Annotated in this window: 11 protein-coding genes; 6 read left to right on the forward strand and 5 right to left on the reverse strand. The window is 35.4% G+C overall.

Annotated features, from left to right (window positions below; translation table 11 throughout):
• Positions 1-33: 33 nt before the first annotated feature.
• On the forward strand, positions 34-507 hold the full coding sequence (locus tag ACQKII_RS04470) for a DinB family protein (protein WP_427456713.1): 474 nt from the start codon (positions 34-36) through the stop codon (positions 505-507).
• 222 nt (positions 508-729) lie between these two features.
• On the opposite strand, the gene ACQKII_RS04475 is transcribed toward ACQKII_RS04470, so the two are convergent.
• Positions 730-2,334, reverse strand: a complete 1,605-nt coding sequence (locus ACQKII_RS04475) for an ABC-F family ATP-binding cassette domain-containing protein (protein WP_427456715.1) — start codon at positions 2,332-2,334, stop codon at positions 730-732.
• Positions 2,335-2,597: 263 nt separating this feature from the next.
• Between ACQKII_RS04475 and ACQKII_RS04480 the strand changes: the two genes are divergently transcribed.
• Positions 2,598-2,900, forward strand: a complete 303-nt coding sequence (locus ACQKII_RS04480) for a hypothetical protein (RefSeq protein WP_427456717.1) — start codon at positions 2,598-2,600, stop codon at positions 2,898-2,900.
• Positions 2,901-3,109: 209 nt separating this feature from the next.
• A complete protein-coding gene (locus tag ACQKII_RS04485; RefSeq protein WP_427456719.1) occupies positions 3,110-4,540 on the forward strand; it encodes a spore germination protein in 1,431 nt (476 codons plus the stop codon).
• A 119-nt stretch (positions 4,541-4,659) separates the two neighbouring features.
• Here the strand turns inward: ACQKII_RS04485 and ACQKII_RS04490 are convergent, their stop codons facing one another.
• Positions 4,660-5,853, reverse strand: a complete 1,194-nt coding sequence (locus tag ACQKII_RS04490; protein ID WP_427456721.1) for a Ger(x)C family spore germination protein — start codon at positions 5,851-5,853, stop codon at positions 4,660-4,662.
• 489 nt (positions 5,854-6,342) lie between these two features.
• On the opposite strand from ACQKII_RS04490, the gene ACQKII_RS04495 reads away from it, so the two are divergent.
• The 3 genes from ACQKII_RS04495 (at position 6,343) to ACQKII_RS04505 (ending at position 9,462) form a co-directional block, all read left to right on the forward strand.
• Entirely contained in the window at positions 6,343-7,899 is a 1,557-nt protein-coding gene (locus tag ACQKII_RS04495; RefSeq protein WP_427456723.1) for a sensor domain-containing diguanylate cyclase, read from the forward strand.
• Positions 7,900-8,212: 313 nt separating this feature from the next.
• Complete coding sequence (locus ACQKII_RS04500) at positions 8,213-8,371, forward strand: transcriptional regulator (protein ID WP_427456725.1); 159 nt, start codon at positions 8,213-8,215, stop codon at positions 8,369-8,371.
• 302 nt (positions 8,372-8,673) lie between these two features.
• On the forward strand, positions 8,674-9,462 hold the full coding sequence (locus tag ACQKII_RS04505; RefSeq protein WP_427456727.1) for a CsxC family protein: 789 nt from the start codon (positions 8,674-8,676) through the stop codon (positions 9,460-9,462).
• A 468-nt stretch (positions 9,463-9,930) separates the two neighbouring features.
• Here the strand turns inward: ACQKII_RS04505 and ACQKII_RS04510 are convergent, their stop codons facing one another.
• The 3 genes from ACQKII_RS04510 to ACQKII_RS04520 form a co-directional block, all read right to left on the reverse strand.
• Positions 9,931-10,512 carry a histidine phosphatase family protein gene (locus ACQKII_RS04510; RefSeq protein WP_427456729.1) on the reverse strand — a complete coding sequence of 194 codons (582 nt, stop codon included), beginning with the start codon at positions 10,510-10,512 and terminating at the stop codon, positions 9,931-9,933.
• Positions 10,509-11,576, reverse strand: a complete 1,068-nt coding sequence (locus ACQKII_RS04515; RefSeq protein WP_427456731.1) for a M4 family metallopeptidase — start codon at positions 11,574-11,576, stop codon at positions 10,509-10,511. Before ACQKII_RS04515 ends, ACQKII_RS04510 begins: the two co-directional genes overlap by 4 nt.
• 325 nt (positions 11,577-11,901) lie before the next feature.
• Entirely contained in the window at positions 11,902-12,246 is a 345-nt protein-coding gene (locus ACQKII_RS04520) for a hypothetical protein (protein WP_427456733.1), read from the reverse strand.
• Between the last annotated feature and the right edge of the window lie 739 nt (positions 12,247-12,985).

The raw sequence follows: 12,985 nt of genomic DNA on the forward strand, positions 1-12,985 counted from the left end.
GATAGAGTTAAGCTAAAAATAGGGGGCGTTTATATGTATCGTCAAGTAGAGGATTTTCTAAATGAATGGTCTAATGCATCACTGGGGACTACTCAAGTACTAAAAGCAGTGACAGATGAAAAGCTCAATCAAAGTATTGTGGAAGACCATAGTACACTCGGTTGGTTAGGGTGGCATTTAGCTGGTGCAATCGGTTATTTTGGCTATTTAGCAGGCCTACAAGTGCCAATGCTTCGTCAAGAAGATCCAGTACCTGCAACGGCCGCTGAAATTGTAGCAGCATATGAAGAAGCTGCAAATAGTGTAAAAGAGGAAGTCGCAAAGCTATCAAATGAAGATTTGCTAGAGGAAGTAAAAGGCTTTGATGGTCCTATTGCGCGAGGAGCAATATTGCGTATTTTAGTAGATCATCAAACGCATCATCGTGGTCAAATGACGGTACTCCTACGTCAGGCAGGTTTACCAGTACCAGGCGTGATGGGGCCAACAAAGGAAATGCAAAAATAAACAAAACGGCAGATACGTACAGTATCTGCTTTTTTTGTACAAAATTAGCATGCAAAAATTGTGTTTTATCTAAATATATATTGTTAACATGTCACGACAGGAAAGTTCAGGGAAGTTCATTTTTCACTGTTAAAGGAATTTTTGTAAATAAAAAACTCCCCCAATAAAGTGGGGGAGAAGACTATAAATGTAGAAAATTCACTATTTGCGTGGAAAAACAGATTAGCTTAAACCTTGGCTATCTTTCCATTCAAGGAATTCATCATACGATAATAGTTTGTCTAAAATTGTGCCGTCTTCACGGATTTCGATGACACGGTTCGCAATTGTTTGGATGAACTGATGGTCATGAGATGTGAAGATCATCGCGCCTTTGAAGCGGATTAAGCCTTCATTAAGAGCTTGGATTGACTCAAGGTCAAGGTGGTTTGTTGGTTCATCTAGTAAAATAACGTTTGCAGTTGCAAGCATCATTTTAGAAAGCATACAACGAACTTTTTCGCCCCCTGATAAAACTGAAGGAGATTTTTTCACTTCTTCACCAGAGAATAGCATACGACCTAAGAAGCCGCGTAAGAAACTTTCTGTTTCATCATCAGGAGAATATTGGCGTAACCATTCCACTAATGATTTCTCTGAACCCTCGAAGTATTTATCGTGATCGTTCTCAAAGTAGCTTTGAGAGGTTGTCACGCCCCATTTGAATGTACCAGCATCTGCTTGTCTTTCTTCCATTAGAATATCAAGAAGAGCCGTTTTTGCCATCGGGTTACCAAGTAAAATGATTTTATCGTCTTTGTTCATCGAGAAGCGAATATCTTTTAATAGTGTTTCGCCTTCATTACTTGCTGTAAGGCCTTCTACTGTTAACACATCATTACCGATTTCACGACCAGTTTGGAAGTTGATGAATGGATATTTGCGGCTAGATGGTTTAATGTCATCAAGCTCGATTTTATCCAACATTTTCTTACGAGAAGTCGCTTGGCTTGATTTAGAAGCGTTCGCAGAGAAACGAGCAACGAATGCTTGTAGCTCTTTAATCTTTTCTTCTTTCTTCTTGTTTTGGTCTGCCATCATTTTTTGTGCTAATTGGCTCGACTCATACCAGAAGTCATAGTTCCCAACGTATAATTGGATTTTAGAGAAATCAAGATCAGCAATATGTGTACATACTTTGTTTAAGAAGTGACGGTCATGGGATACGACAATAACCGTATTTTCAAAGTTAATTAGGAATTCTTCTAACCATTGGATTGCTTTTAAGTCAAGGTGGTTGGTAGGCTCATCCAGTAATAGAACGTCTGGTTTACCAAATAGAGCTTGTGCTAATAAGACTTTGACTTTGTCAGAACCTTCTAAGTCAGCCATTAGCATATAGTGAAGCTCATCGCCAATTCCTAAGCCGTTTAATAATGTTGCTGCTTCTGATTCAGCTTCCCATCCATTTAGGTCAGCGAATTCGCCCTCTAATTCAGCAGCACGCATGCCATCCTCATCAGAAAATTCTTCTTTTGCATAGATTGCGTCTTTTTCAGCTTTTACTTCCCAAAGACGTTTGTTCCCCATAACCACTGTATCTAATACATTGAATTCATCGTATTCGAAGTGGTTTTGTTTAAGGACTGATAAACGTTCGTCCTTACCCATTGAGACATTTCCTTCTTGCGCTTCAATTTCACCAGAAAGAATTTTTAGGAATGTTGATTTACCAGCTCCGTTAGCTCCGATTAAACCGTAGCAATTCCCAGGTGTGAATTTTATATTTACGTCTTCAAATAGTTTACGATCGCCATAGCGAAGACCTACATTACTTACTTGAATCATGCAAGTTCCTCCTTTTTTCACAATGGCTCTAGTATATCATGAAATATGTTCCATAGTCTATAAACATTATGACAGCAAGGTTTATCGTTATTTGAAAGAAGGGTATTTAAGCGGAGCAAGAGAGTGGGAGTAAATTTGGAAAAGTGGAACCAGATATTTAATATGTATTTAATCGTCTTTAGGGCAAAGAACAAGGTAGTGAATAAAATCGTTTTATCCCTAATTTATTACCTTTTAATATTTCTATGAAAGGAAGATGTTAAATGTCTAGGAAGGTAAAAGAACTAAGAATGGATGATGTTGTTTTTAACCCAAAATTACAACATTTGCAACCAGAACAAAAGGATGCTGTACAAAAATCTGATTCCATTTCAATCAAACAAGTTATCGAAATTGTAAATCGACAAATGCAATTACAAGGACTAAGACATAAAACTTTACTCACATACAATCACACTATGAATAAATATGTAGAGTTTTTAAATCTTAAGACAGTGAATGATATTAATAAAGAAGGATTCATGGATTGGCTAGAATCACTCAATTATTTAGATAAGACAACTTAAGCTAACAGGTTTAGGTTTGTATCAGCAATATTAACTAGATTCTATGATAACGGATGGATTAAAGATGAAGGCATTCGTGGTCTCTTAAATATCCCGATATAGAACCAGTTCTTTTTGCGCTTACACATTGAATAATATTAGGGATTTATGGGAAATACTAAATTTAAGCATTACCTCAAGCTGATGGTAAATAGGAGAAGAAACGATCAATGGAACAATTAAAAAACTTGAAAACGTTGAAAGATCTTTTTAAACGTTCATCTGATGTGATTTTTCAAACATACAACTTTTATCAACACAAAGTACATTTTATTACATGTGATTCAATGATTGACGAACAGTTATTAAATGATGTCGTTGTTACTAGAGTTCAATCTATATTATATAGTTTATCTACAGAATTATTAGAAATGAAAATAATAAACGATTTACATATACCTAATCTGCAAAAAGTTAAAAAAAAATCTGACGCTATTACATTGGTTTATACAGGAAATGTACTGATGTATTTCGAAGAAGAAAACATACTTTTTTCAAGTAATATTTCAAAAAAACCGAATCGAAATCCTGAAGAAACCCTAATCGAATCAGTTATTAAAGGACCGAGAGATAATTTTATTGAAGATATTTTTATCAACATTGCTCTAATACGTAAAAGATTACCCACAAATTCATTTAGTGTAGAGAATTTTGAAATTGGTAGGCGGTCCAAAACAACAGTAGCGATGCTTTATATGAATGATATAACAGATAAAGAAATAGTGAATGTAATTAAGAAGGAGCTAAAACAAATAGACACAGATATTGTGTTTAGTGGAGATGTATTGATGGGGGAAATGGGAAAAGGGACGAAAATTATACCTAAACATGATTATACAGGTCGTCCTGACTTTGCATTGCAAGCTTTAATGAGAGGACGAGTTATTATATTAGTTGATGGAGTATCGTATGCCATTATTGTACCAATTAACATAACATTACTTTTTAAAACAAGTGAGGATTATGAGTATCCCCTTATTGTAAATTCTGTAGAACGATTAATGCGTTTAGTAGGTATTTTTATTAGTATATTTTTACCGGGATTTTGGATTGCTATAACAACATTTCATCAAGAGCAACTACCTTCATATTTATTAGCGACGTTAGTAGAATCGAGAACAGGAAATATATTACCAGTCGTTCTGGAAATGCTTTTAATGCTATTAATGTTTGAATTGTTTTATGAGGCAACTCTTCGTCTTCCAACTATTATGGTGGGGACACTAAGTATTGTAGGAGGATTAATAATTGGTAATGCAGCGGTTAAAGTTGGCTTAACATCTGCTTCAACGCTTGTAGTTTTTGCTATTTCAAGCATTGCAGGTCTTACATTAGTTAATCAATCCTTTATAGCAGGGACAGGTATTTTAAGGTTTTTAATTATACTTGGATCTGCTATTTTTGGCCTGTTCGGTTTTTTTATAACAATGTTCTTCATTTTACTTTATTTAGCAAACTTACGGGTATACGGTGTTCCCTACTTAAGTATTGGAGCAGATTTGAGTTGGTCCGATTTTAAAAAATCCTTTGTGCGTCTATCTCCTAAAGGTAATAGTGAACGTCCAAAATTTTTAAAACCACAAGATAAAACACGGACATAAAAAAAGAACTAATCAAATTTGGCAGAAGAATTACTTACAAACCTTCTAAATAAATGACCAGAACTCACTTTAATCATGGGGCCTGGTCTTTTGTGTTTGTTATTTAGAGGGAATTCAAATTAATTCTCCCAGTTTTGAATAGTTCCAAACCCTATAGTTTTAACATCGATTTTGATGTTTACCTCTAATTCCGGAAATAGTTTTGTCCATTGATTTTTTAATTTCTTCCATTCTTCTGGATCAGCTCGGTGTAAGACTTCGCTATATTCTAATACATCTATTTGATAATCATTTTGAATTAAATTCAATACTTCGTTTAATTTAAATTCAATTAAGTTTGCTGTTTTATTATTTATCATTTGAAGAGTTTTTTCATCTGTTAAGTTAACCTCACAATTAACTTCACCAACCTTTTGTTCAACATCAATATGAACAGTTATTGTTGGTTTACCTTCCTTTATTTTTCCATTAGTTTTTGTTATAACATTTGATATCACTGTAGTAAGATCTCCTTTCTTTGGACAAGATATAATTTCTACAGTACTATTGATATTATTTTTTAAATAATTCAAACTTTTACTTTCTTTTTTTGCTAAAAAACCAATTAATTTATACTCTTTAATTAAAGCCAATCCTGTATATTGTAAAAGTGCGGGAGTTTCAATCATTTCAACATTTTTTTTGTCTTTACCTAATTTTGTATCTCCTTTTATTTCTATAACTGACAAAACAGAGCTTTTTGCATCACTTTCTAACGAGCTCATTAAATCGTTTAAATTTACAGATAGTGATGAACCTAAATCTTTTTCGGACACTTTTAAAGAATGTATCAATTTATATGCAGGTATTTTTTCTATAGGGGTAAGTACAGTTAAAATATCTTTAGCGTATGCATTTCGACCAATAATAATGCTAAAGTCATCCCTGACCTCATTATTTCTAGCTAATAAGTCTAGTATATTTTTTATTCCTTCATTAGCTAGTTCTTCACCAATAACAACTATTTGTAAATGGGCAAAATAGGCTTTTCTGGGGGTTACAGTCGATAAATTCTTTACTGCGTCTAATATAGATTCTCCTTTTGATATAAAGGTAACAACAGGTGATCGCCCTGTTGAAGATTGTAGTTTGTTGGATGTTTCACTAGGGTTTACGATTTGAACAGAAATTTGATACTCGTCATCTATTTTATCAACACCAAAAGCCAAAACAATAGCAAGTTCATTTAATTCCCTTTTACTCCAACAGCCACTTAAAAGTAAGCAGAATAGAATTAGTAAAATCAGTGTTACAGACTTCTTTATTTTAATCACCTCAGTTAAATGATGGGGATTTTAAGTCATTTCAAATAAAAGTATTAACAAATTAAAGAGGTATTAATCATAACAAATAACAAGCCACTCTATAGTGTTACATTCCTAATAATTAAATACCCATTATCATGACAGTTTCCTTTACGAGAGTGATTGGCAATCATCCCTAAATGCTCCAAAATGTTTTTGATATTCATAAAATGTTCTAGATGGGCACCGAACTTGAAGTCCGACATACTACTAGTAGTGAACTAATAGCTAATATGCTTAAGCCTTTGTAAATGGAAATTTCACTGATCCCACTCTGTCGATTAGAGTATTTTGTTTCGGTAATTGAATAATTACTCTTAATATATTATTTTTTAAAAATACAAGTAATTCTGTCAAATAAGTATTGATTTATGCTTTAATAGATAAATAAAAGTGTGTTTGTGTTTATTAATTGAAAGTGTTGGTCAAAAATAATATATAGGGGTAATGATATAGAGAATGAAATCAATGCGGTTAAAACTAAAGTATTTAATAATGAGTGTAGTCATGGTAGCATTTTGCTTTACAGGTATTGGAGGTCTTTATATTACTTATCATATGAATTTTGATTCTATTATAGTTGATTCACTAGAATCAAATCGTATGTACGCACAAAAACTGGCAACTGCTGCCAATTTGTACTTAGAAGAATGCTTTCAAATTTTAGAATATAGTGCAAGTAATATAGAGTCTGTCATGAGCGATGAAGCTGCTTTATATAAGGAAACAGAGCAATTAAAAATGCAAAATGATTCTTTCAATTCAGTAGCTGTGATCAATGCGGAAGGTATGATACTTTCTGTGGCACCATCTTCTGTAGAGATAAAAGATGAGGTTCTATCAGCTGTAGAAGAAAAGGAAGCACTTACAAAAAAAGCGCCTTATATATCAAAACCTTATGAAACAGTAACAGGACGAATGATTATTTTAGTTTCTTATCCAATATTTTCAAAAGAGGGTAAATATATAGGGGTGGTAGCCGGGACAATCTATTTAAAAGAACAAAGTATATTAAATATACTTTTAGGTAAGCATTATTATAATGATGGTTCTTTTGTCTATGTTGTGAACGAGGAAGGACGTATTATATACCATCAAGATCCAAGTCGTATTAATGAACTTATAATCGAAAATAAAGCTGTTCAAGAAGCTTTTTTGAAAAAAAATGGGTCAATGCAAATAATTAATACTAAAGGGGAAGAGATGTTAGTCGGGTACAGTATAGTTCCTATAGTTGGTTGGGAAGTTGTCTCTCAGCAACCGCTAGATGTAGCGCTAGAACCTTTTTTAAATCGTGTGAAAGATATAACTATTAAATCAATCCCATTAATATTGTTGTCCATCATTATCCTACTTTTTGCGGCAGCTCGTATTGCTCGCCCATTAAATCAATTAGCAACTATAACAGAGAAGTGCTTGGGTTCGGAAAATATTGAAGGATTGAAGGCTGTAAATAGTTGGTATTTTGAAGCTAGCTATTTGAAAAGTGCTCTTATAAGTAGTTTAACATTTTTACAGGGACAAGTTTCCTATTTTAAAGATCAGTCTACAACAGATCCATTAACAGACGTAACGAATCGGCGCTGGATGGATGCAATACTAGCTGGATGGATTGAAAATAAGTTGCCACATGCCATCATTTTGCTTGATTTAGATCATTTTAAGAATGTTAATGATACGTTTGGTCATGTAGTAGGCGATAAAGTATTGCAATTTTTAGCTAAAAATATGAAAGCAGTCGCTCGTGATGGCGATGTTTGCTGTCGCTACGGTGGTGAAGAGTTTATAATCCTTTTACCAAATACATCAGTTGAAGAAGCATTACAGGTGGCTGAAGATTTAAGAAATAGAGTAGCTAATTCAATTAGTCCCTGCGGTAGGTCTGTTACATTATCTGGGGGGATTGCGGTGTTTCCACAAATGGCTACTACTACAGAAGCACTTATTGAAGCAGCAGATCGTGCACTATATCTTGCAAAACAAACGGGTCGTAACCAAGTTATGGTAGCAGGTTAATATTTTATATAAAAAAATTATAATGTGAATTATTTTGATAGTATCCATTAGAGTAATTTTTATATAAAAATACAATCTAAACAGGAGTGGTTTTATTTGTTGTCTAAATCATTTTCATATGAATTGTGGCCATATAGTTATTAAAATATTAAGATTTAGAAAAAATAATCATGTATATTGACCAATATGTTTAAAAGTTATTAAAGATCCTATGCAACAGAATTTAACGTGGAACAAATAGGAAAGAGAAAACTGAAACAGAAAACCATATTGCACAGGCTGTAAAGGATGGTATCATCCAGGGATTAGAGCAATGCAACGTAATCAATTAGTTAACATGATATATGTATCAAAGTCGGGTATTGTAACGAAAAGACGTATCAAAATCATTAAGATTGTTGGTGATTCGTTTCAAGTGTTCTGTTTTACAAGAAATGAAAAGCGTACATTTATTATCAATAATGGTTTGTAGTTGTTCCAATCTTTCATAAAGAGCGTGAGGTTGTACATTAATGGGGAACAGCGCAAGCTTTTACATGAATTTGTTATATTGGATTTAGCTATTCAATCATTGCAACGTGATTATGAAGTATTAGAAAACTTAAAAATAAGATGGCCATTTAAAAGCTATTCGATATGATGATAGACAAGGTACTAGAGGATAAAAATGAGTAAAAGAACTAGTAAAACGTCCATGCTTAGATTTGATGGCTACATATTCTAGCTATATAGAGAGACCTCTCTAATACTGTTAAAAGAAATGAGGGAATTTTTTTGAGTGATCAATTAGATAATCAGATCCAACCTTCTCTTCCTTGTCCTGTATCATCAACTGAACAAACCCCATTATACAGCGCTAATACTCCAGTAATCGCTACACCGCTTTCCACTCCAATTATTAAAATACCGGTGGTTCTTGCAGAACCAACTCTTCAAATTGTTGTGGAGTCAGATATTACGCTTAGTCCTGCAGCAACTGAAATCAAAAGAGTGAAAAAAAATGTATTCCTGAATCAAGTTAAACTGGTACCAGTTAGATTTACACGTATTGATGGCACTGACTTTTTTAGGGTAACAAGAGCTAAATTATTTGTAGCAGGACATATTCGTAAAAATATAGAATATGCTTCATCTGCATGTAATGGGGCACTTCGAGATAGAATTGCCGATGTTCCGTTTTCTGGTTTTGCAGACCTCACTTTCCCACAAGTAGCTGGAGGTCCTACTCCAATCTTAGGAATTTCAGAGTTTGCCGAAGCGAACTTCCTTAATGAAAATACCCAAATGGATGCTCGATTAGATAAGGCTTTCTTCCAAAATCTTGTCAAATACAATGAACAACCATTTGGCGAGTTAGTAGCTGCAAACTTCTTTGAACTTGATTTTTCACCAATTATGGCAAGACCAGAAGGTACTTTCAGCAAATTGCGTGAAAAAATCGTACTGGATCTTACTGTGAAAGTACTACAAGTTCAACAAATCCGTCTTGCGGCGGGTAGTGTAGTAACGCCTGTTCTTTCAGGACTTACTCCTCCAGTTAGTCCTCCTACTGATCCTTATTAATCTCTAGTTTTAGAGGAGCAAAACAGATAAAAAGGGGCATTTCGAAGGCACTGAAAAAACAATAATTGAGTTGGCAGTTGAAAGTTCGGTTGAATCGAACTTTCAACTGCCTTTTTATGTTATTTTTAATTTAGGTTTTCTTTATTCAACTCCCATGAAAGAACGTAATAATCTTTCATTTTCTGTGGTGTAGCGTTTATTTTACGAGACATGGATGGCTAACGGTTGTTTTAATTTAATAACCATTCTTATTTATAAAAGTGCAAATTTAGACTACTCCGTGATGGGTGGTCTAAATTGTTTCCTTATTTATATATTCGTTTTGTTAATTATGTGCCTATTATATACACAAGTCCTTGTAGTTTCGCTTATTTATCACATCAAAATATAACACTTTTTTGTCACCCATAGTTTTTGAAATAAAGTTGAACTGATTAAAATCGCATCGTTCTGAAAATAGTTTAACGTTCATATAGATAACGGCATTCGCCATATTCGCTCAACTTGACTGCCGTTATTCACTGCTGTAACAAGATAAACATCTACATTGTTCATGGTCTTGCACTGCTCAAATCCGATTCCTCGATCGAATTCAGACAATAGAAGGGTCATCGTTACCCGGTGCGTGACTAGAATGACAGAATTGTCATCATCCCCTTCATTCAACTCATTAAGCAATGATCTTACTTGGTTCGCCACCTTAGAAACCGAATCGCCACCCCGAAATGCGAATTCTTTATGCTCGAAAAGTTTCTGTAAATGATTCCAAATATCCCCGGGATGATCGGTCGTATTGCCCAATTCAAGCTCTTTGAGCCTGTCATCCGCTTTATAACTCACACCATTAATAGCACGACAAATCTCGTCGGCTGTCTGTTTTGCACGTAGTAAAGGACTAGATATAACGCGAATCACAGCAGGGTCATGTTCTTGAGCCAAAAAAGCCGTCACTTGTATCGATTGTTGCATTCCCAAAGCCGAGAGAGGAGCTTCGGGATGGTTCCCTGAAGCTTCTCCATGACGCACGACATATATTTTTTTCGTTTTCATAATCTGGATTCTGGAATCCGGCTGGGAATACCCACTTCGCGAAATGCATTCTTTACGGCATCTACAGCTTGTTGAGGCAACTTACCTTGACTTGTAAGCATATCCGCCGCGTGCACGATAGCTTCGAATGCTTCTTCGAATGTGGCGTTCGAGTGAATAATCTGCTTGTTTTGAAAAGCAATATACCACAGGAATGCCGCCTGATCCGTTCCTATTTCTAACGATACAAGGACAAATGCCTTATTGGGTATACCACTATAAAGATGGACGCCGCCTCTATCTTTACTGAGAGGCAGCTCTTTGTAATCATTAAAGTGCGCAGGCTGATGATCGAATTGAGAGGCTGTTCCCGGATTTTTCATCGACCGTAATGCCTTGCCTGGAAATTCCGGTCCGACAATTTCATCCCCGATTAGCCAATCTGCCGTCTCAGCCGTTTGTCCCTTCACATGCTGCTTCACGGCACTCCCTATCACATCCGAGAAGTGCTCGTTCAAAGCGCCTGATTGATGCTCGTAAACGAGCTCGTTAGTAAACTCCGTCACCGCGTGAGCTGCTTCGTGGGCAATTACATCGATACTTCGAGTAAAATTGATAAACAATTTGCCATCGCCATCGCCAAAGGCCATTTGTTTCATTCCAGGCACCCACATGGCGTTGTTCAAATCGATACCGTAGTGGACATTGGATATCAGATCCATACCTTCATTATCTATTGAGTTTCGGCCAAGCTTATTTTTGAAATAATCTAGTGTTTGTCCGCAAAGATCGTAAGCGAAATTTACGTTTTCATCACTAGTAGGAGGATCTCCTTCCTTGCGAACCAGTTTCTTCTTAAAATCTTCCGTATTTTCACTGTCATAAATCTCCCGTTTGGCCTGAGGTGGCGCTACAGAAGTAGATATTTCAGGATCATCGCTATTTTCAGCATCATCACTATTTTTCGCCTTCGTTTTTTTTTGTTCAATATTATCCATTTGGACAAGCGTTTTCTTTGCTTCTTCATTTCCCTCTTTTGCCAGTTTCTCAAGCAAATCTTTTGGTACAAATCCATCTTTACTCATGTGGTATTCCTCCAATTGTCTTTAGTGTGTTGCGTTAACCAATTCTAGGTTGAGGCTAAACACATTCCTTTATACAAGCCACATAATGTAAAGGGAAATTAATATAGATTCTTTTTCCAATTCCATAAATCGGAACGTCGTCAGCTTTGCCGTTGGATAATCAGAGTATTAAGCATGGTTGACTTCTTAATAATGTATAGGAATAACAGTAAAAAACTAAAAACTAAAAGGAGAGAATTACGGTTTCTTCTTAAACTATCCAGTTCTTAGTTCAATAATCCCCAAAAAAGAAGACCACTCCTTGATAGGTGGTCTTCTGCAATTGCTATCCGATTATCGTGGGTACCACTGCATAGAACAGAATGTAGTTGGCATCGTCTCCGTTGAATGTCTGAGAGTGGACTCCTTGATTTAATTCCGACTCATTTATAACGATGGTGCCAAGGTGGTCGTCCTCATCAATGTCGTCCTCATCAAAGAGAGACACTGTTGCCTCTCCGGCGAATTGCATAACTATGTTCAGGTCCAACGTCTGTCCAGTTTCGATGTCGGCAGTGTCCCCGCCTTGTGGAAACATATGTCTGCCGTTGAAATGCATGTAGATCTCATCTCTGCCATTATCTTCAGTTTCTAGGCATTGAAGCCTTAAAAATCTCACGTCGCTGGGCATCTTGATTCCTCCTTTAACCTTCTTGATGGTGCACTTCTCTCAACTAAATCAAGTCAAGAAAATTCTGACTTAATAATATAGCTGGATCAATCCAAAACTTAATTTACCCTAACTAAAATTTTTTATGTAAAAACTAATCCTAATTTTTAAAACAGGGTTTGAAATAAAGTTAAATCGTTTTGAAAAAAGTTTACTCAAATAGACGGTGAAATTTCAGTGGGAATTTGTGTTTTTATTAAACTTTTTTCGAAAAAAAGTCTGCAATTTAACGTATTTTCAATGATTTTAACGCATTTTTGAACGAACATTATTGCAAAGCTACAGCTTTAGTGGAATAAGGAGATTTAAAATAATCTATCTTTTTTTAAAAACAGTTCTTAAAAATAAAAGAAAGCTATCGTTTTGATCGTTGGAACAGGAAGGTGTTTTTAATAAGAATTACTTCTTATTCTACTCCCATGAAAGAACATAATCATCTTTCATTTTCTGTGGTGAGGTGCTGATTTTTGCGCTTCATGGATGGCTAACGGGGTGCTTTAGTTGAATAAGCTAGAAGAAGACCACTCCGTGATGAGTGGTCTTCTTCTTTAGTGTGCCGGGCATGTCCGTCAACTAGGTGATGAAAGTTCACTGTGGGCGTTGGAATATGCGAACCACTAGCCAAGTGCAAGGGTGTCCGTGGCGACGCGGAATCTGAAGGAAGCAGGCGGCAAAACCTTGGTCCGAGGTACACGAATCA

This window comes from Lysinibacillus sp. NPDC048646 (genome assembly GCF_050272295.1).
In the GTDB taxonomy this organism is placed as follows: Bacteria; Bacillota; Bacilli; order Bacillales_A; family Planococcaceae; genus Lysinibacillus.

Excerpts from the sequence above, each read along its gene's own strand:
- ACQKII_RS04470 (WP_427456713.1), top strand. The coding sequence starts at position 34 with ATGTATCGTCAAGTAGAGGATTTTCTAAATGAATGGTCTAATGCATCA.
- ACQKII_RS04475 (WP_427456715.1), bottom strand. The coding sequence starts at position 2,334 with ATGATTCAAGTAAGTAATGTAGGTCTTCGCTATGGCGATCGTAAACTA.
- ACQKII_RS04480 (WP_427456717.1), top strand. The coding sequence starts at position 2,598 with ATGTCTAGGAAGGTAAAAGAACTAAGAATGGATGATGTTGTTTTTAAC.
- ACQKII_RS04485 (WP_427456719.1), top strand. The coding sequence starts at position 3,110 with ATGGAACAATTAAAAAACTTGAAAACGTTGAAAGATCTTTTTAAACGT.
- ACQKII_RS04495 (WP_427456723.1), top strand. The coding sequence starts at position 6,343 with ATGAAATCAATGCGGTTAAAACTAAAGTATTTAATAATGAGTGTAGTC.
- ACQKII_RS04500 (WP_427456725.1), top strand. The coding sequence starts at position 8,213 with ATGCAACGTAATCAATTAGTTAACATGATATATGTATCAAAGTCGGGT.
- ACQKII_RS04510 (WP_427456729.1), bottom strand. The coding sequence starts at position 10,512 with ATGAAAACGAAAAAAATATATGTCGTGCGTCATGGAGAAGCTTCAGGG.
- ACQKII_RS04515 (WP_427456731.1), bottom strand. The coding sequence starts at position 11,576 with ATGAGTAAAGATGGATTTGTACCAAAAGATTTGCTTGAGAAACTGGCA.
- ACQKII_RS04520 (WP_427456733.1), bottom strand. The coding sequence starts at position 12,246 with ATGCCCAGCGACGTGAGATTTTTAAGGCTTCAATGCCTAGAAACTGAA.